The sequence below is a fragment of the Streptomyces marianii genome, assembly GCF_005795905.1.
Lineage (GTDB): Bacteria > Actinomycetota > Actinomycetes > Streptomycetales > Streptomycetaceae > Streptomyces > Streptomyces marianii.
The window spans coordinates 6464876-6488771 of the sequence record NZ_VAWE01000001.1; the positions used below are offsets into that span (position 1 = coordinate 6464876).

Below are 23896 nucleotides of genomic sequence, written 5' to 3' on the forward strand. Positions count from 1 at the left end.
GACTCGCTGTGGCCCGACGGTCCCCACGGCGCTCCGGAACCCACCGGCCGTACGACGACCGCCGCGGATCCCGGCCGGGGGAGGCGCGACGCGGCTGCCGCGGACACGACCGGTTCCGGGGTGGGCCCGGGAATGGCCCCGGACGGGGAGACAAGCGGCTCTGCGGTGCGCGCCGGCCGGCCCGCGGACACGGTCGAGAACGGCCCCGCAGGTCACCCGGACGGGGCCGTCGGCACGGACGCTGCCGGTTCTGCGGCGCCCCTCGGCGGGTCTCTCGCCAGGGGAGCGAACGCTTCTGCCGCGCACCCCGACCCGGCCGCCGCGCGAGGCGCGTCGGCCCCCACGACCCATCACGCCGCGCGCGGCGGCGGGGCTGCGGAGCCGTCCGGTACGCCGCCCGCCCGGCGGGTACGCGCGCTCGGCCGGCGCCTGGTGCCCTCGCCGGCCCTCGCCGGACTCCCCGCGCCGGCTCTGGCCGGACTGCCCGGAGTCGCACTGCGCGGCAGGACCGCCAGGTCCGGGCCGCGTCCGGCGTACGGCTGGGGCGGAGGCGGCGGCCGGACCCGCCCGCCCCGCGGCGGCGGACTGCGTCGGCTGTACGAGCAGGCCCGCCGGGCCTGGGACCGGCCGCTGACCGCCTACTACGTGATCCTCGGCGCCGGTCTGCTGATCACCGTGCTCGGTCTGGTGATGGTCTACTCCGCCTCGATGATCACGGCGCTGAAGTACTCGCTGCCCTCCTCGTACTTCTTCCGCAAGCAGTTCCTCGCCGCCGTGATCGGCGCCGGACTGCTTCTGATCGCCTCCCGGATGCCACTCCGGCTCCACCGGGGCCTCGCCTACCCGATCCTCGTCGTCAGCGCCTGTCTGATGGTCCTGGTGCAGGTCCCCGGGATAGGGCAGTCGGTGAACGGCAACCAGAACTGGATCTCGCTCGGCGGGCCCTTCCAGCTGCAGCCCAGTGAGTTCGGCAAGCTGGCCCTGATCCTCTGGGGCGCCGACCTGCTCGCCCGCAAGCAGGACAAACGGCTGCTCACACAGTGGAAGCACCTGCTCGTCCCGCTGGTCCCGGTGGCCTTCATACTGCTGGGGCTGATCATGCTCGGCGGCGACATGGGCACCGCCATCATCCTGACCGCGATCCTCTTCGGGCTGCTCTGGCTGGCCGGCGCCCCGACCAGGCTGTTCGTGGGCGTGCTGTCCGTCGCCGCGGTGATCGGCGCGGTCCTGATCAAGACCAACGCGAACAGGATGGCCCGCTTCCAGTGCGTCGGCGCCACCGACCCCGGCCCGGACGACAGCTGCTGGCAGGCCGTGCACGGGATCTACGCCCTGGCCTCGGGCGGCTGGTTCGGTTCGGGCATCGGGGCGAGTGTGGAAAAATGGGGTCAACTACCCGAAGCGCACACCGACTTCATCTTCGCCATCACCGGGGAGGAACTGGGCCTCGCGGGGACACTGTCGGTGCTCGCTCTCTTCGCGGCTCTAGGCTATGCGGGTATCCGCGTGGCCGGACGCACGGAGGACCCCTTCGTGAGGTACGCCGCGGGAGGCGTGACCACCTGGATCACGGCCCAGGCCGTGGTCAACATCGGTGCGGTGCTCGGGCTGCTGCCGATCGCCGGCGTCCCCCTCCCGCTGTTCTCCTACGGGGGCTCCGCCCTGCTGCCGACCATGTTCGCGGTCGGACTGCTGATCGCCTTCGCGCGGGAGGATCCCGCGGCGAAGGCGGCCCTGGCCGTGCGGCCCGGGATGAGATGGAAGACGATGAGACGGCGCGTCAAGGAACGTCCGTCCGGAGAGCGGTGAATTTCGGTGCATGTCGTACTCGCCGGCGGGGGGACCGCCGGCCACATCGAGCCCGCGCTCGCCCTCGCGGACGCCCTGCGGAGGCAGGATCCGACGATGGGCATCACGGCCCTCGGTACCGAGCGCGGCCTGGAGACCCGGCTCGTCCCCGAGCGGGGTTACGAGCTGGCGCTGATCCCCGCCGTGCCGCTGCCGCGCAAACCGACGCCCGAGCTGATCACCGTCCCGGGCCGGCTGCGCGGCACGATCAAGGCCGCCGAGCAGATCCTGGAGCGCACGAAGGCGGACGCCGTCGTGGGCTTCGGCGGGTATGTCGCGCTGCCCGGATACCTGGCCGCCAAGCGGCTCGGGGTGCCCATCGTCGTCCACGAGGCCAACGCCCGCCCCGGCCTGGCCAACAAGATCGGTTCGCGGTACGCCGCCGCGGTCGCCGTGTCGACGCCCGACAGCAAGCTGCGGGGCGCGCGCTACGTCGGGATCCCGCTGCGCCGCTCCATCGCCACCCTCGACCGGGCCCGTGTCCGGCCCGAGGCGCGTGCCGCCTTCGGCCTGGACCCCAATCTGCCGACACTGCTGGTCTCGGGCGGTTCGCAGGGCGCCCGCCGCCTCAACGAGGTGGTCCAGCAGGTCGCTCCGCTGCTCCAGCGCTCCGGTATCCAGGTCCTGCACGCGGTCGGGCCGAAGAACGAACTGCCGCACGCGGACAACATGCCCGGGATGCCGCCCTACATCCCGGTACCGTACGTGGACCGGATGGATCTCGCGTACGCCGCAGCCGACATGATGCTGTGCCGTGCGGGCGCCATGACGGTCGCCGAACTCTCCGCCGTGGGCCTGCCCGCCGCGTACGTACCGCTGCCGATCGGCAACGGCGAACAGCGGCTCAACGCGCAGCCCGTGGTGAAGGCCGGCGGCGGGCTGCTGGTCGACGACGCCGAGCTGACCCCCGAGTGGGTCCAGGGCCATGTGCTCCCGGTGCTCGCCGATCCGCACCGGCTGTACGAGATGTCCCGTGCCGCAGCCGAGTTCGGGCGCCGGGACGCAGACGATCTGCTTGTCGGAATGGTCTACGAGGCGATCGCCTCGCGCCGATAGGCACGGCGAAGGGCAGGGAGCATGGCCGGACCGACGACCGCCGAACGCGGCACCCGCAGGCCGAACGGACCGTCGTCGCCCGGCCGGCTCCGCAGGGGCCCGGCCCCGCGCCGCCCCCGGCTCCCCGTCCCCCGGTTCCTGCTCCCCCTGGTCGCCGCCGCCGTTCTCGCCGGCGGCGGCCTGTGGGTGCTGTACGGCTCCTCCTGGGTCCGGGCCGAGCAGGTGGAGGTCTCCGGCACAAGGGTCCTGACGCCCCGTGAGGTCGAGGAGGCGGCGGGTGTGCCGCTCGGAACCCCTCTGGTCTCCGTGGATCTGGACGGCATCGGGCACCGGCTCCGTGACCGGCTCGCGCGCATCGACTCGGTCGAGGTCGAACGCTCGTGGCCGCACGGAGTCGTGCTCCGGGTGACGGAGCGGGTGCCCGTTCTCCTCATGCGCAAGGGTGCCCGGTTCGTCGAAGTCGACACCAAGGGCGTCCGGTTCGCCACGGTGGACAAGGCGCCCAAAGGTGTACCGCTGGTGGAGATGGCGGAGAATCAGTCACCCAGCGCCGCGCGCTTCGGGGGCCGGCGGCTGCTGGAGGGGGCGGCACTGGTCGTCTCCCAACTCCCCGCCGGGATCGCCGGGGACCTCCGGAGCGTACAAGTCATTTCGTACGATTCCCTCACTCTCAAGTTGACGCGCGACCGTGAGGTGATGTGGGGCAGCAGCGAGGACGGCGAGGTCAAGGCCCGTACGCTCAGCGCCCTGATGAAGGCCGCTCCCCGTGCGCGGCATTTCGACGTGAGTGCCCCCACCGCCCCTGCCGCGTCGGCGAGTTGACGCACAAATGCGCAGGCCAGCACCCTGGTTGGTCAGCGCAACGGCTGATCACATAGGGTGAAAAGAAAAACGGGAGGTTCGGCGTGTTCGTTGAACGCACGCCACTTGTCGACTTAGTGTCTCGTTCGAGAGAGTCCAGGAAGCAGAGACACTGGTAACCCTAAACTTCAACGTTAGGGTTTGGGTCGGCATTTCGGACCGTCCCAATCGGCATCCGTCGTCGCGGCGCGGCCACCACCGCGAAGCGGCGACTCGTAACTCGAGGCGAGAGGCCTTCGACGTGGCAGCACCGCAGAACTACCTCGCAGTCATCAAGGTCATCGGTGTCGGCGGCGGTGGTGTCAATGCCATCAACCGAATGATCGAGGTCGGCCTCAAGGGCGTCGAGTTCATCGCGATCAACACCGACGCGCAAGCCCTGCTGATGAGCGACGCCGACGTCAAGCTCGACGTCGGCCGCGAACTCACCCGCGGGCTCGGGGCCGGAGCCAACCCGGCAGTCGGTCGCAAGGCGGCAGAGGACCACCGAGAGGAGATCGAGGAGGTCCTCAAGGGGGCCGACATGGTCTTCGTCACCGCCGGCGAAGGCGGCGGCACCGGCACCGGCGGCGCACCCGTCGTGGCCAACATCGCGCGTTCGCTCGGTGCCCTCACCATCGGTGTGGTCACCCGGCCCTTCACCTTCGAGGGCCGCCGCCGCGCCAACCAGGCGGAGGACGGCATCGCCGAGCTCCGCGAAGAGGTCGACACCCTCATCGTCATCCCGAACGACCGGCTGCTGTCCATCTCGGACCGCCAGGTCAGCGTGCTCGACGCGTTCAAGTCCGCGGACCAGGTGCTGCTGTCCGGCGTCCAGGGCATCACCGACCTCATCACCACGCCCGGTCTCATCAACCTCGACTTCGCCGACGTCAAGTCCGTCATGTCCGAGGCCGGCTCCGCCCTCATGGGCATCGGCTCGGCCCGCGGCGACGACCGAGCGGTGGCCGCGGCCGAGATGGCGATCTCCTCGCCGCTGCTGGAGGCGTCCATCGACGGCGCCCGCGGCGTACTGCTCTCGATCTCCGGTGGTTCGGACCTCGGCCTGTTCGAGATCAACGAGGCCGCTCAGCTGGTGAGCGAGGCCGCCCACCCCGAGGCCAACATCATCTTCGGCGCCGTCATCGACGACGCCCTGGGCGACGAGGTGCGGGTCACCGTCATCGCGGCCGGCTTCGACGGCGGCCAGCCCCCCGCCCGCCGCGAGAACGTGATCGGTTCCTCCTCCGCCAAGCGCGAGGAGCCCGCGCCGGCCGCCCGGCCGGAGCCGGCCCGCTCCCTCGGCGGACTCGGCACCGTATCGCCGCGCGAGGAGCCCGCCCCCGCGGAGCCGGCCCCCGCGGCGAACGAGGCCTCCGTCCCGCAGGCCCCGTCGCCGCAGGTGCCGCCGGCCCGGCCGTACGACAGCTCGGCCGAGGAACTGGACGTCCCGGACTTCCTGAAGTGACCTTGAAGTGATAGGGGAGCACAACAGAGTGAGCGGCGCCCACTTCGCCTTCACCGACCGGTGGGGCGGGGTGAGCGCCGCTCCGTACGACGAGCTCAATCTCGGCGGCGCGGTCGGTGACGACCACGTCGCCGTCCGTACGAACCGGGAGCTCGCATCCGGGCGGCTGGGCATCGACCCGGGGCTCGTCGTCTGGATGAACCAGGTGCACGGCCGGGACGTCGCCGTCGTCGACGGGCCCTGGACCGGCCCGGACATCCCGGCCGTCGACGCGGTGGTCACCTCCCGGCGCGGGCTTCCGCTCGCGGTCCTCACCGCCGACTGCACGCCGGTACTGCTCGCCGACCCGGTCGCCGGAGTGGTGGGCGCGGCCCACGCCGGACGCCCCGGGATGGTGACCGGGGTGGTGCCCGCCGCGGTCGAGGCGATGGTCCGGCTCGGCGCCGAACCGTCCCGCATCGCCGCCCGGACCGGGCCCTCGGTCTGCGGGCGGTGCTACGAAGTGCCCGAGACCATGCGGGCGCAGGTCGCCGAGGCCGAGCCGGCGGCCTGGGCCGAGACCAGCTGGGGCACCCCGGCCGTGGACGTCGCCGCCGGAGTGCACGCCCAGCTCGAAGCGCTCGGCGTACGTGACCGGAGTGCGTCGCCGGTCTGCACACTGGAGTCGGGAGACCACTTCTCCTACCGACGCGACCGCACCACCGGGCGGCTCGCCGGATATGTCTGGCTGGACCGCGAAAGAGACGACGCATGACCGACCGCAGGACCGAACTCGCCGAGAACCTCGCGCGGGTGGAGGAACGTATCGCCTCCGCCTGTGCAGCGGCCGGACGCAAGCGGGAGGAGGTGACCCTCATCGTGGTCACCAAGACCTACCCCGCGAGCGACGTCCGCCTGCTGCACGAACTCGGTGTGCGGCACGTCGCCGAGAACAAGGACCAGGAGGCGGCCCCGAAGGCGGCTGCCTGCTCGGATCTGTCGCTCACCTGGCACTTCGTCGGTCAGCTTCAGACCAATAAGGCCCGTTCCGTTGCCGGTTATGCCGATATCGTGCAGTCCGTGGACCGGCTGAAGCTCGTCCGCGCCCTGTCCGCGGCGGCGGTCCGCGCCGAACGGGAACTGGGCTGCCTCATCCAGGTCGCCCTCGACGCGGAGTCCGGGCGGCAGGGCGACCGCGGCGGTGTCGCGCCCTGCGACATCGGGGAGTTGGCCGCCGCGGTGGACGGGGCCCCCGGGCTCCGGCTCGACGGACTGATGACGGTCGCCCCGCTCGAGGGGCCTTATGCAGGGCGTCAACAGGCCGCTTTCGAGCGGCTGATGGAATTCTCATCCCGCCTGCGCGCGGACCGTCCGGCTGCGAACATGGTCTCGGCAGGGATGAGTGCGGACCTCGAGCAGGCCGTGGCGGCCGGAGCGACACACGTGCGCGTCGGTACGGCGGTGCTCGGAGTCCGACCCCGGCTCGGGTAACGTCGCGAAGCAAGTCGGACCACAGCAGAAAATATGGTCATTTCCGTCGAAAGGCGGACGGGCCGAGTGGATCGCGGGCACTTGGTGACGTAGCCGAACGAAGCCGATCCACCACAGAGCGGAGGACTCAGAGAATGGCCGGCGCGATGCGCAAGATGGCGGTCTACCTCGGCCTCGTGGAGGACGATGGGTACGACGGCCGGGGATTCGACCCCGATGACGACTTCGAACCCGAGATGGAGCCGGAGCCCGAGCGGGACCGTCGGCGCCACCAGCCCCCGCATCAGGTGGAACGGGAAGAACCGGTGCGCGTGGTCCAGCCCCCGGCGCCGCGTGAGTCCGCGCCGCGACCGGCTCACGCGTCCGCGCCGGCGTCCGCACCGCTGTCCACTCCGCTCTCCGCGGAATCCGGACGTCCCGCACGAATCGCCCCCGTGGCATCCATCACACCTGAACGTCCCAGTCTGGAGAAGAACGCACCGGTGATCATGCCCAAGGTTGTGTCCGAGCGGGAGCCGTACCGCATCACCACGCTGCACCCGCGGACCTACAACGAGGCCCGTACCATCGGGGAACACTTCCGCGAGGGCACCCCGGTGATCATGAATCTGACCGAGATGGACGACACCGATGCGAAGCGACTTGTCGACTTTGCCGCGGGACTCGTCTTCGGCCTCCATGGCAGCATTGAGCGGGTGACTCAGAAAGTCTTCCTCCTCTCGCCTGCTAACGTCGATGTCACGGCGGAGGACAAGGCCCGCATCGCAGAGGGCGGGTTCTTCAACCAGAGCTAGAACGAGCCAGAACACGACCGAGGGAACGACCCGGCCGCAAGGCCGGCAACGAGAGCCAGGGGAGAGGGAAGCGCGGGATGAGCGTCGCACTGCAGGTGATCTACATCGCTCTGATGTGCTTCCTCATCGTGCTGATTTTCCGGCTGGTCATGGACTACGTCTTCCAGTTCGCCCGCTCGTGGCAACCCGGGAGGGCGATGGTGGTCGTTCTGGAGGCCACCTACACTGTCACCGATCCACCGCTCAAGCTTCTGCGGCGGTTCATTCCGCCGCTGCGTCTCGGGGGCGTGGCACTCGATCTGTCCTTCTTCGTTCTGATGATCATCGTTTACATCCTGATCTCCGTCGTGAGCAGCGTGGGGAGAGGGATGTGAACGACAGGGTCTTGCCGACTGCCGACGACTACGTAGAGGTGAAGTAGAGATGCCGCTGACCCCCGAGGACGTGCGGAACAAGCAGTTCACGACCGTCCGCCTCCGAGAAGGCTATGACGAGGACGAGGTCGATGCCTTTCTCGACGAGGTCGAAGCCGAGCTGACGCGCCTCCTCCGAGAGAACGAGGACCTGCGCGCAAAGCTGGCGGCGGCGACCCGTGCGGCCGCGCAGAACCAGCAGCAGCAGGGCATGCGCAAGCCGCCGGAGCCGCAGGACGGCCGCGGTCCCGGCGCTCCCGTGCCCGCCGCCATATCCGGACCCCCGGTCCAGCAGCAGCCCCCGCAGATGGGTCCCCCCCAGCTGCCCGGTGGAGCTCCTCAGCTGCCGGCCGGTCCCGGTGGTCACGGTCCCCAGGGGCACCCGCAGGGTGGTCCGATGGGGCCCGGCCCGATGCAGGGTGGTCCCATGGGCGGTCCGATGGGCGGCCCCATGGGCGGTCACGGCGGCCCGCAGCTCCCGGGCCAGGGCCCGGGCGGCGACAGCGCCGCGCGCGTGCTGTCGCTGGCTCAGCAGACCGCCGACCAGGCGATCGCGGAGGCCCGTTCCGAGGCCAACAAGATCGTCGGCGAGGCCCGGTCCCGTGCCGAGGGCCTGGAGCGGGACGCCCGCGCCAAGGCCGACGCGCTGGAGCGGGACGCGCAGGAGAAGCACCGCGTCGCGATGGGCTCGCTCGAGTCCGCCCGCGCCACGCTTGAGCGCAAGGTCGAGGACCTGCGCGGCTTCGAGCGCGAGTACCGCACCCGACTGAAGTCGTACCTGGAGAGCCAGCTGCGCCAGCTGGAGACCCAGTCCGACGACTCGCTGGCCCCGCCGCGGACTCCGGCGGCCGCGTCGCTGCCCCCGTCCCCGTCGATGGCTCCGGCCGGCGCCGGTGCCCCCTCCTTCGGCGGGAACCAGGCGATGGGCGGCAACCAGGGCATGGGCGGCGCCCCGTCGTACGGCGGTCAGCAGCAGATGTCTCCGGCGATGACCCAGCCGATGGCACCGGTGCGGCCGCAGGGCGGTCCGCAGCCGATGCAGCAGGCGCCGTCGCCGATGCGCGGTTTCCTCATCGACGAGGACGACAACTGACGGCGGGCCACGGCGCGGAGCGCGCTCGGCCGTCGGCAGGCTGAAACGGGCCGGGCCCGGGACCAACGTCCCGGGCCCGGCCCGTTCTTGCGCTCGGACTGCGCGGCGGCGGGCGCCGCGATCCGGGGCGTGGCCGGGCACGTGGGCGTGACGTCCCCCGGTGCGGGGCCTTACCCCTGCGGCCGTGGGAGGCATGGCCCGCGGACGGCGGGGGCCGTGCCCCGCGTCCACGGTCCGTGTCGAAGGCGCTGCCCTGCCGGCGCGTGCCGCGCGGACGCCCGACGCGAAAGGGTCCGGCCCCCGAAGGAGCCGGACCCACGATGCGAGGCGCGGTGCGGGTTACGCCTTGCGGAGGCGGAACGTCAGCGACAGACCCTCGTCCGTGAACGGGGAGCCGTACGCGTCGTCGCCCTCACCCGTCGCGAAGTCCGTCGCGAGGACCTCGTCCGCGATCAGCCCGGAGTGGTCCGTGAGAGCCGAGGCGACCTCGGCGTCCGAGGAGGACCAGCGGAGCGCGATGCGGTCGGCGACGTCCAGGCCGCTGTTCTTGCGCGCCTCCTGGATCAGCCGGATCGCGTCGCGGGCGAGGCCCGCCCGCCGCAGCTCCGGAGTGATCTCCAGATCGAGCGCTACCGTGGCGCCCTGGTCGGAGGCGACCGACCAGCCCTCGCGCGGGGTCTCCGTGATGATGACCTCCTCCGGGGACAGGGTCACCTCCTCGCCGCCGACCTCGATCACGGCCGAGCCGGACCGCAGTGCCAGAGACAGCGCCGCCGCGTCCGCCGCGGCCACGGCCTTCGCGACGTCCTGCACGCCCTTCCCGAAACGCTTGCCCAGAGCCCGGAAGTTCGCCTTCGCCGTCGTATCGACCAGCGATCCGCCGCCCGCTGGACCGGCGGAGGAATCAGTCAGCGACGCCAAGGAGGAGACGTTGAGCTCCTCGGTGATCTGCGCGTGCAGTTCCGGCGACAGGGAGTCGAATCCCGGGGCCGCGACGAGTGCCCGCGACAGCGGCTGGCGGGTCTTCACACCCGACTCCGCGCGCGTGGCACGGCCCAGCTCGACCAGCCGGCGGACCAGCGCCATCTGCTGGGACAGCTCCGGGTCGACGGCGGAGAGGTCCGCCTCCGGCCAGGTCGAGAGATGCACGGACTCCGGGGCGTCCGGCCTCACCGGAACCACCAGGTCCTGCCACACCCGCTCCGTGATGAACGGGGTCAGCGGGGCCATCAGCCGCGTGACGGTCTCGATCACGTCGTGGAGCGTGCGCAGCGCGGCCGCGTCGCCCTGCCAGAACCGGCGGCGCGAGCGGCGTACGTACCAGTTCGACAGATCGTCCACGAATGACGAGATCAGCTTGCCGGCGCGCTGGGTGTCGTACGCCTCCAGCGCCTGCGTCACCTGGTCGACCAGCGCGTGCAGCTCGGAGAGCAGCCAGCGGTCGAGCACCGTGCGCTCCGCCGGAGCCGGGTCGGCGGTGGACGGCGCCCAGCCCGAGGTCCGGGCGTACAGTGCCTGGAAGGCCACCGTGTTCCAGTAGGTCAGCAGCGTCTTTCGCACGACCTCCTGGATCGTGCCGTGGCCCACCCGGCGGGCCGCCCACGGCGAGCCGCCTGCGGCCATGAACCAGCGCACGGCGTCGGCGCCGTGCTGGTCCATGAGCGGGATCGGCTGCAGGATGTTGCCCAGGTGCTTGGACATCTTGCGGCCGTCCTCGGCGAGGATGTGGCCCAGGCAGACCACGTTCTCGTACGACGACTTGTCGAAGACCAGCGTGCCGACCGCCATCAGCGTGTAGAACCAGCCGCGGGTCTGGTCGATCGCCTCGGAGATGAACTGCGCCGGGTAGCGCTTCTCGAAGATGTCCTTGTTCCGGTACGGGTAGCCCCACTGCGCGAACGGCATGGACCCGGAGTCGTACCACGCGTCGATGACCTCGGGCACCCGTGTCGCCGTCGAGGAGCACTGCGGGCAGGCGAAGGTGACGGCGTCGATGAACGGCCGGTGCGGGTCCAGGCCCGACTGGTCCGCCCCGGTGAGCTCGCCCAGCTCGGCGAGCGAGCCGACGCAGGTGAGGTGGTCCTCCTCGCAGCGCCAGATCGGCAGCGGGGTGCCCCAGTAGCGGTTGCGGGACAGCGCCCAGTCGATGTTGTTGTTGAGCCAGTCGCCGTACCGGCCGTGCTTGACCGACTCCGGGAACCAGTTGGTGTTCTCGTTCTCCTCGAGGAGCCGGTCCTTGACCGCGGTCGTGCGGATGTACCACGACGGCTGCGCGTAGTAGAGCAGCGCCGTGTGGCAGCGCCAGCAGTGCGGGTAGCTGTGCTCGTACGGGACGTGCCGGAAGAGCAGGCCGCGGGCGTCCAGGTCCTGGGTGAGCGCTTCGTCGGCCTTCTTGAAGAACACGCCGCCGACCAGGGGCACGTCCTCCTCGAAGGTGCCGTCGGGTCGGACCGGGTTCACCACGGGGAGCTCGTAGGCGCGGCAGACCTTGAGGTCGTCCTCACCGAAGGCGGGGGACTGGTGGACGAGACCGGTGCCGTCGTCGGTCGTGACGTACTCGGCGTTGACCACGAAGTGCGCCGGGGCCGGGAACTCGACGAGCTCGAACGGCCGGCGGTAGCCCCAGCGCTCCATCTCGGAGCCGGTGAAGGTCCGGCCCGTGGCCTCCCAGCCTTCACCGAGGGCCTTCTCCAGCAGCGGCTCGGCGACGACGAGTTTCTCCTCGCCGTTCGTGGCCACCACGTAGGTGACCCCGGGGTGGGCGGCCACCGCGGTGTTGGACACCAGCGTCCACGGGGTCGTCGTCCAGACCAGCAGCGACGCCTCGCCCGCGAGCGGGCCGGAGGTCAGCGGGAAGCGGACGAAGACGGACGGGTCGACGACGGTCTCGTAGCCCTGCGCCAGCTCGTGGTCGGACAGCCCGGTGCCGCAGCGCGGGCACCAGGGGGCGACGCGGTGGTCCTGGACGAGCAGGCCCTTGCCGAAGATCTCCTTCAGGGACCACCACACGGACTCGACGTACTCGGGGTCCATGGTCCGGTACGCCTCGTCGAGGTCGACCCAGTAGCCCATGCGGGTCGTCAGCTCGGCGAAGGCGTCGGTGTGGCGGGTCACGGACTCGCGGCACTTCGCGTTGAACTCCGCGATGCCGTACGCCTCGATGTCCTTCTTGCCGTTGAAGCCGAGCTCCTTCTCGACGGCGAGCTCGACCGGCAGCCCGTGGCAGTCCCAGCCGGCCTTGCGGGCCACGTGGTAGCCCCGCATGGTCCGGAAGCGGGGGAAGACGTCCTTGAAGACGCGGGCCTCGATGTGGTGGGCGCCGGGCATGCCGTTGGCCGTGGGCGGGCCCTCGTAGAAGACCCACTCGGGGCGGCCCTCGGACTGCTCGAGGCTCTTCGCGAAGACCTTGCTCTCACGCCAGAAGTCGAGCACGGCGTGCTCGAGCGCGGGCAGGTCGACCTGGGCGGGCACCTGGCGGTACTGCGGCGGCGTCATGTACGGGCTCCTCCAACGGAGTGTGTCTCTTCCGTCGGAGGGACGAGAGCCGATGCGCTGCGCTCCCGCGGTACCACCCTCCTTGGCCCTCCGGCGCGTGGCCGGACAGCCCCCTCATTGGGGTCGCGATGCCGGTTCTACTGGCCCTGGGCTGCCCGTGGGCGTTCTTCCGGCGGCTCCGGGGTGATCCTTCGCACCGCGCTCGCCCCCGGGCTCTCACCGTCCCCGGGTCGCTCATGGCTGCGTACGACGCTACTCGTCCCCATCCACGCCTTTCGCTTCGCCCAGTGTACGGGCCCGGGCGCGTGGGGGCCGACCGGATTTCCCGGCCGGCGGACGGGTCGGAGGCCGGGCCGCGCTTGACCCGAATGGCCACACGGGGCGCGGCGGGTCCCGCGCGGCACCCGCCCGGCGGATTAGGGGGCGGGGAGCTGGGCACAACGGATGCAGGCTCGCGTTGGGGAAGGCGCGGGGCGGGCCGGACAGGCGGCGTGCCCCGTTGCCGCGGCGCTGGGGTCGATTTATCGTCCCAGCACGATTCGCGAGCAAGATCACAATATGTGAAGGGGCCGCGGCCATGGTGGCGAAGAAGACCGCCGTGAAGAAGACGGCGTCAGCGAGGTCCACCGCCGCTGCGGGGGCGGCGGCCAAGGAGACGAACGGCAAGAAGAGCGCCGTCGCGAAGAAGACCACCAGGAGGGTGACGAAGACGGTCCCCTCCGGCGCGAACGCGCACGACGCGGCCGGGGCCAAGCCGGCGGAACCCGCCAGGAAGGCCGCGCGGAAGACCACGGCGGCGGCGGCCAAGCGGTCCGCCGCCGGTCCGTCCGCGGGGGCCGGGAAGTCGGCGAGGAGCCCGAAGGGCCGCGCCCGGGAGCACCCGGCCGAGGAGGCGGGGAAGCGGCGGGCGGAAGCGGCCGCGGAGCCGGCGAAGGAAGCCGCGGAGGCACCGGCGAGGGATCCGGGCCGGAAGGCCGCGAGGAAGGCGACCGCGCGGGCCGCCGCGCGGGCCGGCGCCGGTTCGGGGGCCACGGGTACCGGGAGGGCCTCGGGCACGGGCTCGAAGGCTCCGGACGCCGGCTCGAAGGCCACCGAAGGCAGGAAGACCGCCGCGGGTACGAGGAAGAGCGCGGTCGCGCGCAAGACCGCGGCCGGCACGGAGACGGCGGGGCGCTCGGCGGCCGCGGCCGCGAAGGCGCCGGGCAGGAAGGCGACTGCGAGGGCAGGCGCCAGGAAGGCCGCCACGGCGGCCGGGGAAGCGGTCGAGGCCGCGAAGCAGACGGGAGCCAGGACGGTGGCAGCCAAGAAGAGCGAGGGCGGGTCCGGTACGGCCGCGGAGGACACCGCGTCGCCGGTGCCGCAGGCCCGTGTCGCCGCGGCACCGGGAGACCTCGCCGTACGGCCGGGGGAGGACCCGTGGACGACGGAGGAGGTCGCCGAGGCGCGCGCCGAGCTGGAGAGCGAGCTGGCCCGGCTGCAGGCCGAGATCAGCCACTCCGAGGAGGCGCTGACCGGGCTGATGCGGGACTCCGGGGACGGCGCCGGGGACGACCAGGCCGACACCGGCACCAAGAACATCACCCGGGAGCACGAGATGGCGCTGGCCGCCAACGCCCGCGAGATGGTCGAGCAGAGCGAGCGGGCCCTGCACCGGCTGGACGCGGGTACGTACGGCCTCTGCGAGATCTGCGGCAACCCGATCGGCAAGGCGCGGATGCAGGCGTTCCCCCGGGCCACGCTGTGCGTGGAGGACAAGCAGAAGCAGGAGCGTCGGGGCTGAGCCCGCCCCCGGCTCCGGGCCCCCTCCACGGTGTCCGGAGCCGGGTCCGCACGTGTGTGCCGTACCCTCGTGACCAGTCGGCACCTAGGTTGAGGGACTCACGTGGCAGAGGCGGAGCGCATCATCGGTACGCCGGACGTAGACGACGAGGCGGCGGCTCCCGCCGAGCGGCCCGGGGGCAGGCGCCGGATCTTCGCCCTGTTCGCCGTGGCCGCCGTGGCCTACGCGCTGGACCTCGTCACCAAGATGGTGGTCGTCGCCAAGCTGGAGCACCACCAGCCGATCCAGGTGATCGGTGACTGGCTGCGGTTCGAGGCGGTCCGCAACCCCGGAGCGGCGTTCGGCTTCGGCGAGGCGTTCACGATCATCTTCACGATCATCGCGGCGGTGGTGATCGTGGTGATCGCGCGGCTGGCGCGCAAGCTCTACAGCCTGCCGTGGGCCATCGCGCTCGGCATGCTGCTGGGCGGGGCGCTGGGCAATCTCACGGACCGGATCTTCCGTTCGCCGGGGGTCTTCGAGGGCGCGGTCGTCGACTTCATCGCGCCGAAGCACTTCGCCGTGTTCAACCTGGCCGACTCGGCGATCGTGTGCGGCGGCATCCTCATCGTGATCCTGTCCTTCAAGGGCCTGGACCCGGACGGCACCGTCCACAAGGACTGAGGCGGCCGGACTCCGGCCGCGACGGTCACGGGACCGAACCGGCGGCGGGGGCCGCGGTCGGGGCGGACCCGAGTCCGGTTGTCCACAGGCGGCCCGGTCCGGGCGGCCCGGGGCCCGGTTGTCCACAGGCGGGCCCGGTCACAGGGACCGACAAGGCATACTCGACGGGTGAGCACGATTCCCGAAACCCGCACCCTGCCCGTTCCCGACGGTCTCGAGGGCGAGCGCGTCGACGCCGCCATATCGCGCATGTTCGGCTTCTCCCGGACGAAGGCGGCCGAGCTCGCCGCCGGGGGCAAGGTCCAGGTCGACGGCTCGGTCGTGGGCAAGTCCGAGCGGGTGCGCGGCGGTGCCTGGCTCGAGGTCGAGATGCCGCAGGCCCCCGCGCCGGTCCAGGTCGTCGCCGAGCCGGTCGAGGGCATGGAGATCGTGCACGACGACGAGGACATCGTGGTGATCGTGAAGCCGGTCGGTGTGGCCGCCCACCCGAGCCCCGGCTGGACGGGGCCGACGGTGATCGGCGGGCTGGCCGCGGCGGGGTACCGGATCTCGACGTCGGGCGCCGCCGAGCGGCAGGGCATCGTGCACCGGCTGGACGTCGGCACGTCCGGGCTGATGGTGGTCGCCAAGTCGGAGCGTGCGTACACCCTGCTGAAGCAGCAGTTCCGGGAGCGCACGGTCGACAAGCGGTACCACGCGCTGGTGCAGGGCCACCCGGACCCGCTGAGCGGCACGATCGACGCGCCCATCGGCCGCCACCCCCAGCACGACTACAAGTGGGCCGTGACCGCGGAGGGCAAGCCCTCCGTCACGCACTACGACCTGATCGAGGCGTTCCGCGCCGCTTCGCTGCTGGACATCAAACTGGAGACCGGCCGCACGCACCAGATCCGGGTTCACATGTCCGCCCACCGGCACCCGTGCGTCGGCGACCTCACCTACGGGGCGGACCCGACGATGGCGCGGCGGCTGGGGCTGACCCGGCAGTGGCTGCACGCGGTGCGCCTGGGGTTCGAGCATCCTGCGGACGGCCGGTGGGCCGAGTTCGGCAGCGACTATCCCGAGGACCTGCAGGCGGCGCTGGACCGGATCGCGGCGGAGAGCGCATGAGCGGGGACGCGGAACGCCCGCCGGAAGGCGTCGCCCCGGGCGGTTATGCCGTGAGGGAGGCGACGGATCCCGCGGACCGTGAGGCCTGCTTCAGGGTGCGCAAGGAGGTGTTCGTCGTCGAGCAGCGGGTGCCCCAGGAGATCGAGTACGACGCGTACGACGCCGAGGGCGCGGACACGATCCACGTCCTGGCCGTCGGCCCGGAGGGCCCGCTGGGCACGGGCCGTCTGCTGCACGGCCCGGCGGCGGCCGGCAGGACCGGCGGCGACCCGTCGGTCGGCTCGCTGGGGCGGCTCGCGGTGACCAGGGTCGCGCGCGGCCGGGGCGTCGGGGTGGCACTCGTCCGCGCGATCGAGTCCGCGGCCCGTGAGCGCGGCCTCACCGCGGTCGACCTGCACGCGCAGACCCAGGCGCTCGCGTTCTACGAGCGCCTGGGATACGAGGCCTACGGTCCCGAGTTCCCGGACGCGGGCATCCCCCACCGGGCCATGCGCCGAGCGCTCTGACGGCCGTTCCGCCCGAGTCCCGCCCTGCCCGCACCGTCCGCCGCGCTCGTACGCCCCCGCCGGACACCGAAGTGACCGTTGCCGGGGCGGCGAATGCGTGCCCCGCCCCGGGCCGGTGACGGGCGTACAGCAGACGGACCGGTCGGGCGTATGCGGATGAGTCGGGAGGAACACATGGCACGCCGGATGTGCTGATCGGAGAGCCGACCGTTCCACAGGTGCTCGTGGACCAACCGGCCCCGCTGTTCGTGCTGTTGCCGGGGCCGTGATCACCGTGCCGCTCGGGGAGCGGCTCGGACTGCCCGCGCCGCTCCTGAACCCGCTGTCGCCCGCCCGGCACGAGGTGCCGGCCGCACGCAGCGAGCCGGGGCCGCCCCGGGGGTCGTCGAACGCGTCCTGCTGCGCCTGGACGTCCGCAGTCCGCGCTGAGCACCTCCGCTCGGGCGCGGCACGCCACGAACCGGCCGCGCGGGCGGGGCGGTTTCGGACCGGCGCCGGGCGGTCGGCCGGCCGTAGGATCGGCTCATGGCGCGCACCGTGGTGATCAGTGGCGGGGGTACGGGAATCGGGCTCGCGACGGCGGAGGTGTTCGCCGCTGACGGCGAGCGGGTACTGCTGCTGGGGCGCCGCGAGGAGGTGCTCGCGCGGGCGGCCGAGCGGATTCCGGGCGCGCGCTACTGCGCCGCGGATCTCAGTGAGCCCGAAGGGGCCCGCCGCGCCGCGGGGTTCGCCGCCCGGGAGTACGGCACGGTGGACGTGCTCGTCCACAGCGCGGGCGGCAACGGAGGGCTGGAGGACCGGCCGGAGTACGAGGACCCGCTGGAGGCGGTCGCCCACGACTGGACCCTCAACTTCCGCCTCAACACCCTCACCGCCGTGCTCCTCACCGAGGCACTCGAGGGCCACCTCGCCACGCCCGGAGGTCGCGTGCTCTTCCTCAGCTCCATCGCGGCCTATCGGGGGTCCGGCTCGGGCGCGTACGCGGCGTCCAAGGCAGCTCTGCACCCGTACGCGCACGACCTGGCCCGCCGGCTCGGGCCGCGCGGCATCACGGTCAACCTGGTGGCGCCCGGCTACGTCGAGGAGACCGGCTTCTTCGGCGACGGGATCGGCGAGGATCGCCGCATGCGGCTCATCGCCGAGACGTCCACGGGCCGGCCGGGCCATCCCGGCGACGTGGCCCGGACCCTCCACTGGCTCGCCTCCCACGCGGCGTCCCACATCACGTCCCAGGTCGTCCAGGTCAACGGCGGCGCGGAGCGCGGCCACTAGGGCGTGTGGCGAAAGTCCCTCCTGGCCCGCGACGCCTGGCACGCACGCTCGCTGCGTTGTCGGAGTCATCCGAGTACGTCCAGTACGAGGATGATCCTCCGCCTTGCGATCTTCCCCTCGGCCCGGAGGGCCGGGGGGAGGCCCCATGCACCAGACGCCGCAGGCCCCGCCCTACGGGCGGACGGAGCTACTTTCGCAACTCGCCCTAGTGCCGCGTCAGGCGACGTCCACCCCGACGGGACGCCCGGGAGCGGTCCAGCACGCTACCCGCGGCCGGTCCGCTGGGCGGGGGTGTCGGGCTGGGTGTGCGTCGCGGGCGGGGGGACCGCCTGGGACGTGGCGATGCGCGGGAGGGCGTGCGGGTGGTGGTCGCAGAGCCAGGCGATCAACTGCTCGCGCACGGCGCACCGCACCGTCCAGATGTCGTCCGCGTCCTTCGCGGTGACGACGGCGCGCACCACCATCGTGTTCGGTGTGGTGTCCGTGACCGCGATCGACCAGTCGCGGCCGTCCCAGGCCGGGCACTCGCGCAGGACGTCGTGGAGTTTCTCACGCATCTCGTGCACCGGTGCCGTGTGGTCGAGGTGGAAGAAGACCGTCCCGGTCATCTGCGCACCGCCGCGCGACCAGTTCTCGAACGGCTTGCTTGTGAAGTACGACACAGGCATCGTGATCCGCCGCTCGTCCCAGGTCCGCACCGCGAGGAAGGTGAGCGTCACCTCCTCCACCGTGCCCCACTCGCCGTCCACGACGACGGTGTCCCCGATGCGCACCATGTCGCCGAAGGCGATCTGGAATCCGGCGAAGAGATTGCCCAGCGTGGACTGGGCCGCGACACCGGCGACGATACCGAGGACACCGGCGGAGGCCAGCAGCGAGGCTCCCAGCTTGTCCATGCCGGGGAAGGTCAGCAGCATCGACGCCAAGGCCACCACGGCGACCAGGGCGGTGACGATCCGCTGGACCAGCGCGACCTGGGTGCGGACCCGGCGTACCCGCGCGAGGTCCCGGGAGGTGGCGGCGAAGCGGGAGTACGAGGCCTCCACCACCGCCGCGGCGATCCGCACCACCAGCCAGGCCGAGGCGGCGATGAGGACGAGCGTCAGGACATGGCCGATGAAGGCCTCGTTCCGTTCGACGACCTCGACGGCGGTCTCCGTGTAGGTCCCTCGCAACAGCCCGGTCAGCACCACCACCTGCAACGGCACCCGGCAGCGGCGCAGCAGCCCCCACAGCGGGGTCTCGCTGTGGCGGGCGTCCGCGCGCCGGAGCAGCAGATCGGCGAGCCACCCCAGCAGCAGCGTGAGCAGGACCGAGCCGACGAGGACGATCAACGGGCGCAGCACGTTCTCCATGCCCTCGAACGTAACCTGACCGCATGGACATCATGCTTTTCCATTCGACGTACGGCGTGCGCCCCGCCGTGCTCGCCGCCGCCGAGCGCCTGCGAGATGCAGGTCACCGGGTGTGGACCCCGGATCTGTTCGACGGCCGGGTGTACGACTCCGTGGAGGAGGGCAGGGTGTACAAGGACGAGGTCGGGGTGGACGAGCTGCTGAAGCGGGCGATCGTGGCCGCCGCGCCGCACTCGGAGCGCGGGCTCGTGTACGCGGGGTTCTCCCTGGGGGCGGCCATCGCCCAGAACCTCGCCCTCGGCGACGAGAAGGCCCGCGGTCTCCTGCTGCTGCACGGCACGTCCGACATCGCGGAGAACGCGCGGGCCGAGGACCTGCCCGTACAACTGCACGTCGCCGATCCGGACCCGTTCGAGCCTGACGACTGGCTCACCGCCTGGTACCTGCGCATGGGCAGGACGGGCGCGGACGTCGAGGTGCACCGCTACGCCGGCGCCGGGCACCTGTACACGGACCCCGACCTTCCGGACTGGGACGAGGAGGCGGCCGGTCGGACGTGGCGCGTGGCGCTCGGCTTCCTGGAGACGCTGGGGGAGGCCGAGGGGACCGTGTGACCGCGTGACGTGCGACCGGGGGTTCGCGTGCCGGAGAGGTCCGGGCAGCGCACCGGAGGCCCGGCACCCGGAGGGGCCTGCGCTCCGGGGATGTCGGCGTCATTGAACACTTCCACTGGCAGGCGCCGCGCGAGGATACGCGACGCGGCGGACGTGTGGCTCCGCTGCCGGAACCACACGTCGTGGTTTTCTGTCTCTGGGGTCTAGGGCTCAGCGGCCGTTGCCATGGCCGCCGCGGCCGTTGTCGTTGCCGTGACCGTTGCCGTAGCCGCCGCGGCCGTTGTCGTTGCCGTAGCCGCCGCGGTCGTTGTCGTGACCGTTGCCGTAGCCGCCGCGGCCGTTGTCGTTGCCCCACCAGTTGTCGTCGTCGCCATAGCCCCAGCTGTAACTGCCATTGTTGCAGTTGTCGTTGCCGTTGCTGTTGGACGCGGACGCAGTGCCCGCCGCGCCAAGCGCGACTCCTCCGGCCAGCAGCAGACTGGCAGCGGACGCCGCGATGACACGCTTCGCGCGTTGTACTCGCATGGGGAATACCCTTCGTTACATCTTTCCCGTGTACTCCGCTGAAGGAGTGTGAGGTTGATGGCCGCCGCAGCACACAGTGGGACGTGCGGTACAGCGGTCTCAGGGTTGCCGCGCGTGCAGAAGGCACAGGCTCGATCCCGCGGACGCACGGTGGACATCCGTACAACAGGCCGTGTGAACCGGGTCGGCCGGCGGTGCCATTCAGTGCGGCTTTCCACTGCCGAGTTTAGTCCCGTTTGCGCAGGTCGGCACCTCGGGGATGGCTATCGGCCGCGTGGTACGCGGCCCTTCTAGTCGCGGCCGCAGCGCCCCGACGGGTTGTCCGCCGGGGGACGGCACTGGAGCGCCGAGTCGGCCGCGTGGGGGCTGAGATAGCGGCCCAGGCAGCTGTCGGCCGTGGTGCGGTCGCGTTCGGCGCAGAACCTGAGCGCGGCCCGGCCGTCGTCGAACGGTCCCTCGGCGTAGATCACCCAGTAGCCGGGCCGCAGTGACGCGTAGTCGTCGCTGCGCAGGTACCGGGCCTCGGGGACCGTCTCGCGGATCCGGGCGAGCCGGACGTCGCGGGCGGCCGTGCCGGATCCGACGGGCTCGGAGAAGAGCTGCGCGATCCAGCGACCCGAGGACGGCGGGGACGCGGCGGGATCGGCCGGAGTGCTCGGAGTCGCCGACGCGGTGACGGTGACCGTCGGCGCCGGCGGCGTGCTCGGACTCGGTGCCGTGCTCGAGGCGGGTGCGGCGGAGGCGTGGACCGAGGGGCCCGATGCCCCACCCGGGCCCTTCGCATCGTCCGTGGCCCGTCCGCCGGGATCCCGCAGCGCCAGCGCGACCGCGCCGGCGGCCGTGATCGCGAGGGCCACGGCGATGACGGCGGCGACGAGGGGCGCACGGTTCGCCGGTCTGCCCTCCGGGAGCCGGGAGGACGGCTGGGGGGCCGTCGCCCGCGGGTTGTCCAGCCGGGTCGGCACCGGCGGAACCGGTCCCGGCACCGGCCCGGGCGGCGGTGTCGCCGTCGTCATCGTGGGCTGCGCCCAGTACGGCGCCGTCCCCGTCTCGACCTGCGCCAGCATGGCGTCCAACCGTGCCGCGTCGGGCCGGTCCGCCGGGTCCCGTACGAGCAGGGCCTGGAGTACGGGTGCGAGCGGTCCGGAACGCACCGGCGGCGGCACCGCCTCGTCGAGCACGGCCGCGAGTGTGGCCAGTGTCGTCGGTCGGCGCAGCGGGCTGACGCCCTCCACGCCCACGTACAGCACCAGGCCCAGCGACCAGAGGTCGGATGCCGGGGTGTCGTCGAGGCCGCGGACGCGTTCGGGCGCCATGTACTCGGGCGAGCCGATCAGTTCGCCCGTGGCGGTCAGTGCGGTCGAGCCCTGCAGCGCCGCGATCCCGAAGTCGGTGAGCACGGCGGTGTCGCCGCCGGTGCCGGAGTGCCCGGTGGCATCGTCCGGGCGGAGCAGGACGTTGGCGGGCTTGACGTCCCGGTGCTGGATGCCGGCCGCGTGCGCGGCGCGCAGCGCGGAGAGCACCTGCCGTCCGATGCGCGCCGCCTCGGGCGGGGTCAGCGGCCCCTGGGCCAGGCGGTCCTGGAGCGAGAGCCCGGGCACCAGCTCCATCACGATCCACGGATGCGGTTCGGCGTCCACGATGTGATGAACCGTCACCACGTTCGGGTGGTTCAGCCGGGCGAGCGCCCGGGCCTCGCGCAGCACGCGTTCGCGTACGGCCGCGGAAGCGGAGGCGTCGGATCTGACCGCCTTCAGGGCGACTTCACGGTGGAGCACGGTGTCGCGGGCCCGCCACACCGTGCCCATGCCTCCGCTGCCGAGCCTCTCGATCAGCTCGAACCGCCCGTCGACCAGTTCCCCCGGCGCATTCATGGCGCCAGGTTAGGGGAACCACCGCGGGGGGTGCGGCCTCAGCGCACCGGCTGGTTGACGCGCTCGACCTTCTGCGTTCCGTTCAGCGTCCGGTACGAGCGGGTCCAGGCCGCGGTCGCGTCGGGCCGGGTCTTGTCGGAGACGGTGTAGTAGTCCATCTGCGACCGTTCGGCGGTCACGTCGAGGACGCCGTAGCCGTGGTGGTCCATGTCGAGCCACTTCACATGGCGGTTCGCGACCTTGACGGCGGTGGCCGCGACCAGCGAGACGGTGCCGGGGGCGACGTGCAGCATGTCGTCCAGGTTGTCGGAGGTCACCGACGTCACCACGAACTCGGTGGCCGCCGACCGCGACAGCGGGTACGTCGCCGCCTTCACCGGCACGTCGTTTGCCCATGCCATGTGGATGTCGCCGGTGAGGAAGACGGTGTTCTCGATCCCCCGGTCCGTCAGGTGCTTCAGCAGCTCCTTCCGGTCGTCCGTGTAGCCGTCCCACTGGTCCACGTTGGCCGCGAGGCCCTCCTTGGGCAGGCCGAGCAGTTCGGCGATCGGCCCCAGCAGGTGGGCGGGTACGGAACCGAAGGCCACCGGCGAGATCATCACCGAGGTGCCGACGAGCTTCCAGGTGGCGTCCGAGGACGCCAGGCCGGACTTGAGCCAGTCCAGCTGGGCGCGGCCGGTGATCGTGCGCTCCGGGTCGTCGACCTTGCCGCTGCCCACGGACGCCTGCTCGGAGCGGAACGAGCGGAGGTCCAGCAGATGCAGGTCGGCCAGCTTGCCGAAGCGCAGCCGGCGGTAGACGGTGCCCTCGGTGGAGGTGCGCACGGGCATCCACTCGAAGTAGGCCCGCTTGGCCGCCGCGGCGCGGGCCGCGTAGTCGCCCTCGGTGCCGGGCGTGTGGTTCTCCGCGCCGCCCGCCCAGGCGTCGTTGGCGATCTCGTGGTCGTCCCAGATCGCGACGAGCGGATGGGCGGCGTGCAGTGCCTGGAGGTCGGCGTCGGTCTTGTACTTGCCGTGCCGGACGCGGTAGTCGGCGAGGGTCGTGATCTCGTGCGCGGGCTCGTGCCGGCGCACGACGTACTCGTCGGCCGGGTAGCCGCCGGTGCCGTACTCGTAGATGTAGTCGCCGAGGTGCAGGATCGCGTCCAGGTCGGCGCGGGCCGCGAGATGGCGGTACGCCGCGAAGTATCCGGACTCCCAGTTGGCGCAGGAGACCACGCCGAAGCGCACCCCGGGCGCGGCGGCGTCGGCGGCGGGCGCGGTCCTGGTGCGGCCGGTGGCGGAGACGGTGCCGCCGGAGGCGAAGCGGAAGAAGTAGGCGGTGGCCGGGGAGAGCCCTCTGACGTCGACCTTGACGGTGTGGTCGGTGGCCGCGGTGGCGTTGGTCCGGCCGCCGGCGACGACCTTGGTGAAGCCCCTGTCCTCGGCGATCTCCCAACTCACTTCGGTGTCGGGGCCCTTGCCGGAACCGGGCAGGGCGTCGGGGGCCGGGGTGACCCGGGTCCACAACAGCACGCCGTCGGGGAGCGGATCCCCGGAGGCGACCCCGTGGAGGAAGGCCGTGCCCTGTTCGGCGGCGGAGGCGGGGGATGCGGCCGCGAGCGCGGGAGCGGCGGCGGCAGTGGCGACAGCGGTGGCGGCAGCGGCTTTGACGACCGAGCGGCGGCTGGGGGTTGAGGTGAGTCTTGTGGTCACGGGCGGTCAGACTACTGACCGGTAAG

Annotated in this window: 20 protein-coding genes; 15 read left to right on the forward strand and 5 right to left on the reverse strand. The window is 72.0% G+C overall.

Annotated elements, in window-relative coordinates; genetic code table 11:
• The first annotated feature begins 132 nt into the window (after positions 1 to 132).
• The 9 genes from ftsW to FEF34_RS29370 all read left to right on the forward strand — a co-directional run bounded on the left by ftsW (position 133) and on the right by FEF34_RS29370 (position 8982).
• Positions 133 to 1809, forward strand: a complete 1677-nt coding sequence (gene ftsW / locus FEF34_RS29325) for a putative lipid II flippase FtsW (RefSeq protein WP_407698362.1) — start codon at positions 133 to 135, stop codon at positions 1807 to 1809.
• Positions 1810 to 1815: 6 nt separating this feature from the next.
• Positions 1816 to 2904, forward strand: a complete 1089-nt coding sequence (gene murG / locus FEF34_RS29330) for an undecaprenyldiphospho-muramoylpentapeptide beta-N-acetylglucosaminyltransferase (RefSeq protein WP_138055840.1) — start codon at positions 1816 to 1818, stop codon at positions 2902 to 2904.
• A 21-nt stretch (positions 2905 to 2925) separates the two neighbouring features.
• Positions 2926 to 3726: a cell division protein FtsQ/DivIB gene (locus tag FEF34_RS29335; protein ID WP_138055841.1), complete on the forward strand. Its 801-nt coding sequence runs from the start codon at positions 2926 to 2928 to the stop codon at positions 3724 to 3726.
• Between the two features lie 280 nt (positions 3727 to 4006).
• Positions 4007 to 5212, forward strand: a complete 1206-nt coding sequence (gene ftsZ, locus FEF34_RS29345; RefSeq protein WP_138055843.1) for a cell division protein FtsZ — start codon at positions 4007 to 4009, stop codon at positions 5210 to 5212.
• Between the two features lie 28 nt (positions 5213 to 5240).
• A complete protein-coding gene (gene pgeF / locus FEF34_RS29350) occupies positions 5241 to 5966 on the forward strand; it encodes a peptidoglycan editing factor PgeF (RefSeq protein ID WP_138055844.1) in 726 nt (241 codons plus the stop codon).
• The gene (locus FEF34_RS29355; RefSeq protein WP_138055845.1) at positions 5963 to 6682 is read left to right on the forward strand and encodes a YggS family pyridoxal phosphate-dependent enzyme; all 720 of its coding nucleotides are present in this window, start codon (positions 5963 to 5965) and stop codon (positions 6680 to 6682) included. The genes pgeF and FEF34_RS29355 overlap by 4 nt, the downstream gene beginning before the upstream one ends.
• A 134-nt stretch (positions 6683 to 6816) precedes the next feature.
• Positions 6817 to 7476 (forward strand): cell division protein SepF, encoded by a 660-nt coding sequence (locus FEF34_RS29360; RefSeq protein ID WP_138055846.1) that lies wholly within the window; start codon positions 6817 to 6819, stop codon positions 7474 to 7476.
• Positions 7477 to 7553: 77 nt separating this feature from the next.
• Entirely contained in the window at positions 7554 to 7850 is a 297-nt protein-coding gene (locus tag FEF34_RS29365) for a YggT family protein (RefSeq protein ID WP_017947448.1), read from the forward strand.
• 49 nt (positions 7851 to 7899) lie between these two features.
• Positions 7900 to 8982 carry a DivIVA domain-containing protein gene (locus FEF34_RS29370; protein WP_138055847.1) on the forward strand — a complete coding sequence of 361 codons (1083 nt, stop codon included), beginning with the start codon at positions 7900 to 7902 and terminating at the stop codon, positions 8980 to 8982.
• A gap of 339 nt (positions 8983 to 9321) precedes the next feature.
• Here FEF34_RS29370 and ileS read toward each other — a convergent pair whose 3' ends face one another.
• Positions 9322 to 12477, reverse strand: a complete 3156-nt coding sequence (ileS, locus tag FEF34_RS29375; protein ID WP_138055848.1) for an isoleucine--tRNA ligase — start codon at positions 12475 to 12477, stop codon at positions 9322 to 9324.
• A 577-nt stretch (positions 12478 to 13054) separates the two neighbouring features.
• Between ileS and FEF34_RS29385 the strand changes: the two genes are divergently transcribed.
• From FEF34_RS29385 to FEF34_RS29405, 5 genes are all read left to right on the forward strand, one after another.
• Positions 13055 to 14257: a TraR/DksA family transcriptional regulator gene (locus FEF34_RS29385; RefSeq protein ID WP_138055849.1), complete on the forward strand. Its 1203-nt coding sequence runs from the start codon at positions 13055 to 13057 to the stop codon at positions 14255 to 14257.
• Between the two features lie 102 nt (positions 14258 to 14359).
• Positions 14360 to 14920: a signal peptidase II gene (gene lspA, locus FEF34_RS29390; RefSeq protein WP_138055850.1), complete on the forward strand. Its 561-nt coding sequence runs from the start codon at positions 14360 to 14362 to the stop codon at positions 14918 to 14920.
• A 168-nt stretch (positions 14921 to 15088) separates the two neighbouring features.
• Positions 15089 to 16030, forward strand: a complete 942-nt coding sequence (locus tag FEF34_RS29395) for an RluA family pseudouridine synthase (protein ID WP_138055851.1) — start codon at positions 15089 to 15091, stop codon at positions 16028 to 16030.
• Positions 16027 to 16536 carry a GNAT family N-acetyltransferase gene (locus tag FEF34_RS29400; RefSeq protein ID WP_138055852.1) on the forward strand — a complete coding sequence of 170 codons (510 nt, stop codon included), beginning with the start codon at positions 16027 to 16029 and terminating at the stop codon, positions 16534 to 16536. Before FEF34_RS29395 ends, FEF34_RS29400 begins: the two co-directional genes overlap by 4 nt.
• A 525-nt stretch (positions 16537 to 17061) precedes the next feature.
• Positions 17062 to 17808, forward strand: a complete 747-nt coding sequence (locus FEF34_RS29405; protein ID WP_138055853.1) for an SDR family NAD(P)-dependent oxidoreductase — start codon at positions 17062 to 17064, stop codon at positions 17806 to 17808.
• Between the two features lie 263 nt (positions 17809 to 18071).
• On the opposite strand, the gene FEF34_RS29410 is transcribed toward FEF34_RS29405, so the two are convergent.
• Positions 18072 to 19163 (reverse strand): mechanosensitive ion channel family protein, encoded by a 1092-nt coding sequence (locus FEF34_RS29410; protein WP_138055854.1) that lies wholly within the window; start codon positions 19161 to 19163, stop codon positions 18072 to 18074.
• Positions 19164 to 19186: 23 nt separating this feature from the next.
• Here FEF34_RS29410 and FEF34_RS29415 point away from each other — a divergent pair, with 23 nt between their 5' ends.
• Complete coding sequence (locus FEF34_RS29415) at positions 19187 to 19777, forward strand: dienelactone hydrolase family protein (RefSeq protein ID WP_138055855.1); 591 nt, start codon at positions 19187 to 19189, stop codon at positions 19775 to 19777.
• Positions 19778 to 19987: 210 nt separating this feature from the next.
• On the opposite strand, the gene FEF34_RS29420 is transcribed toward FEF34_RS29415, so the two are convergent.
• From FEF34_RS29420 to FEF34_RS29430, 3 genes are all read right to left on the reverse strand, one after another.
• A complete protein-coding gene (locus FEF34_RS29420; RefSeq protein WP_138055856.1) occupies positions 19988 to 20302 on the reverse strand; it encodes a hypothetical protein in 315 nt (104 codons plus the stop codon).
• A gap of 290 nt (positions 20303 to 20592) precedes the next feature.
• Positions 20593 to 22176 (reverse strand): serine/threonine-protein kinase, encoded by a 1584-nt coding sequence (locus tag FEF34_RS29425; protein ID WP_138055857.1) that lies wholly within the window; start codon positions 22174 to 22176, stop codon positions 20593 to 20595.
• 38 nt (positions 22177 to 22214) lie between these two features.
• On the reverse strand, positions 22215 to 23870 hold the full coding sequence (locus tag FEF34_RS29430) for an alkaline phosphatase D family protein (RefSeq protein ID WP_138055858.1): 1656 nt from the start codon (positions 23868 to 23870) through the stop codon (positions 22215 to 22217).
• Between the last annotated feature and the right edge of the window lie 26 nt (positions 23871 to 23896).

Coding starts and splice junctions, on each gene's coding strand:
- FEF34_RS29420 (WP_138055856.1), bottom strand. CDS start 20,302: ATGCGAGTACAACGCGCGAAGCGTGTCATCGCGGCGTCCGCTGCCAGT.
- FEF34_RS29365 (WP_017947448.1), top strand. CDS start 7,554: ATGAGCGTCGCACTGCAGGTGATCTACATCGCTCTGATGTGCTTCCTC.
- FEF34_RS29405 (WP_138055853.1), top strand. CDS start 17,062: ATGGCGCGCACCGTGGTGATCAGTGGCGGGGGTACGGGAATCGGGCTC.
- FEF34_RS29360 (WP_138055846.1), top strand. CDS start 6,817: ATGGCCGGCGCGATGCGCAAGATGGCGGTCTACCTCGGCCTCGTGGAG.
- FEF34_RS29370 (WP_138055847.1), top strand. CDS start 7,900: ATGCCGCTGACCCCCGAGGACGTGCGGAACAAGCAGTTCACGACCGTC.
- FEF34_RS29425 (WP_138055857.1), bottom strand. CDS start 22,176: ATGAATGCGCCGGGGGAACTGGTCGACGGGCGGTTCGAGCTGATCGAG.
- ileS (WP_138055848.1), bottom strand. CDS start 12,477: ATGACGCCGCCGCAGTACCGCCAGGTGCCCGCCCAGGTCGACCTGCCC.
- FEF34_RS29385 (WP_138055849.1), top strand. CDS start 13,055: ATGGTGGCGAAGAAGACCGCCGTGAAGAAGACGGCGTCAGCGAGGTCC.
- FEF34_RS29355 (WP_138055845.1), top strand. CDS start 5,963: ATGACCGACCGCAGGACCGAACTCGCCGAGAACCTCGCGCGGGTGGAG.
- FEF34_RS29335 (WP_138055841.1), top strand. CDS start 2,926: ATGGCCGGACCGACGACCGCCGAACGCGGCACCCGCAGGCCGAACGGA.
- FEF34_RS29400 (WP_138055852.1), top strand. CDS start 16,027: ATGAGCGGGGACGCGGAACGCCCGCCGGAAGGCGTCGCCCCGGGCGGT.
- FEF34_RS29410 (WP_138055854.1), bottom strand. CDS start 19,163: ATGGAGAACGTGCTGCGCCCGTTGATCGTCCTCGTCGGCTCGGTCCTG.
- FEF34_RS29415 (WP_138055855.1), top strand. CDS start 19,187: ATGGACATCATGCTTTTCCATTCGACGTACGGCGTGCGCCCCGCCGTG.
- ftsW (WP_407698362.1), top strand. CDS start 133: ATGGCCCCGGACGGGGAGACAAGCGGCTCTGCGGTGCGCGCCGGCCGG.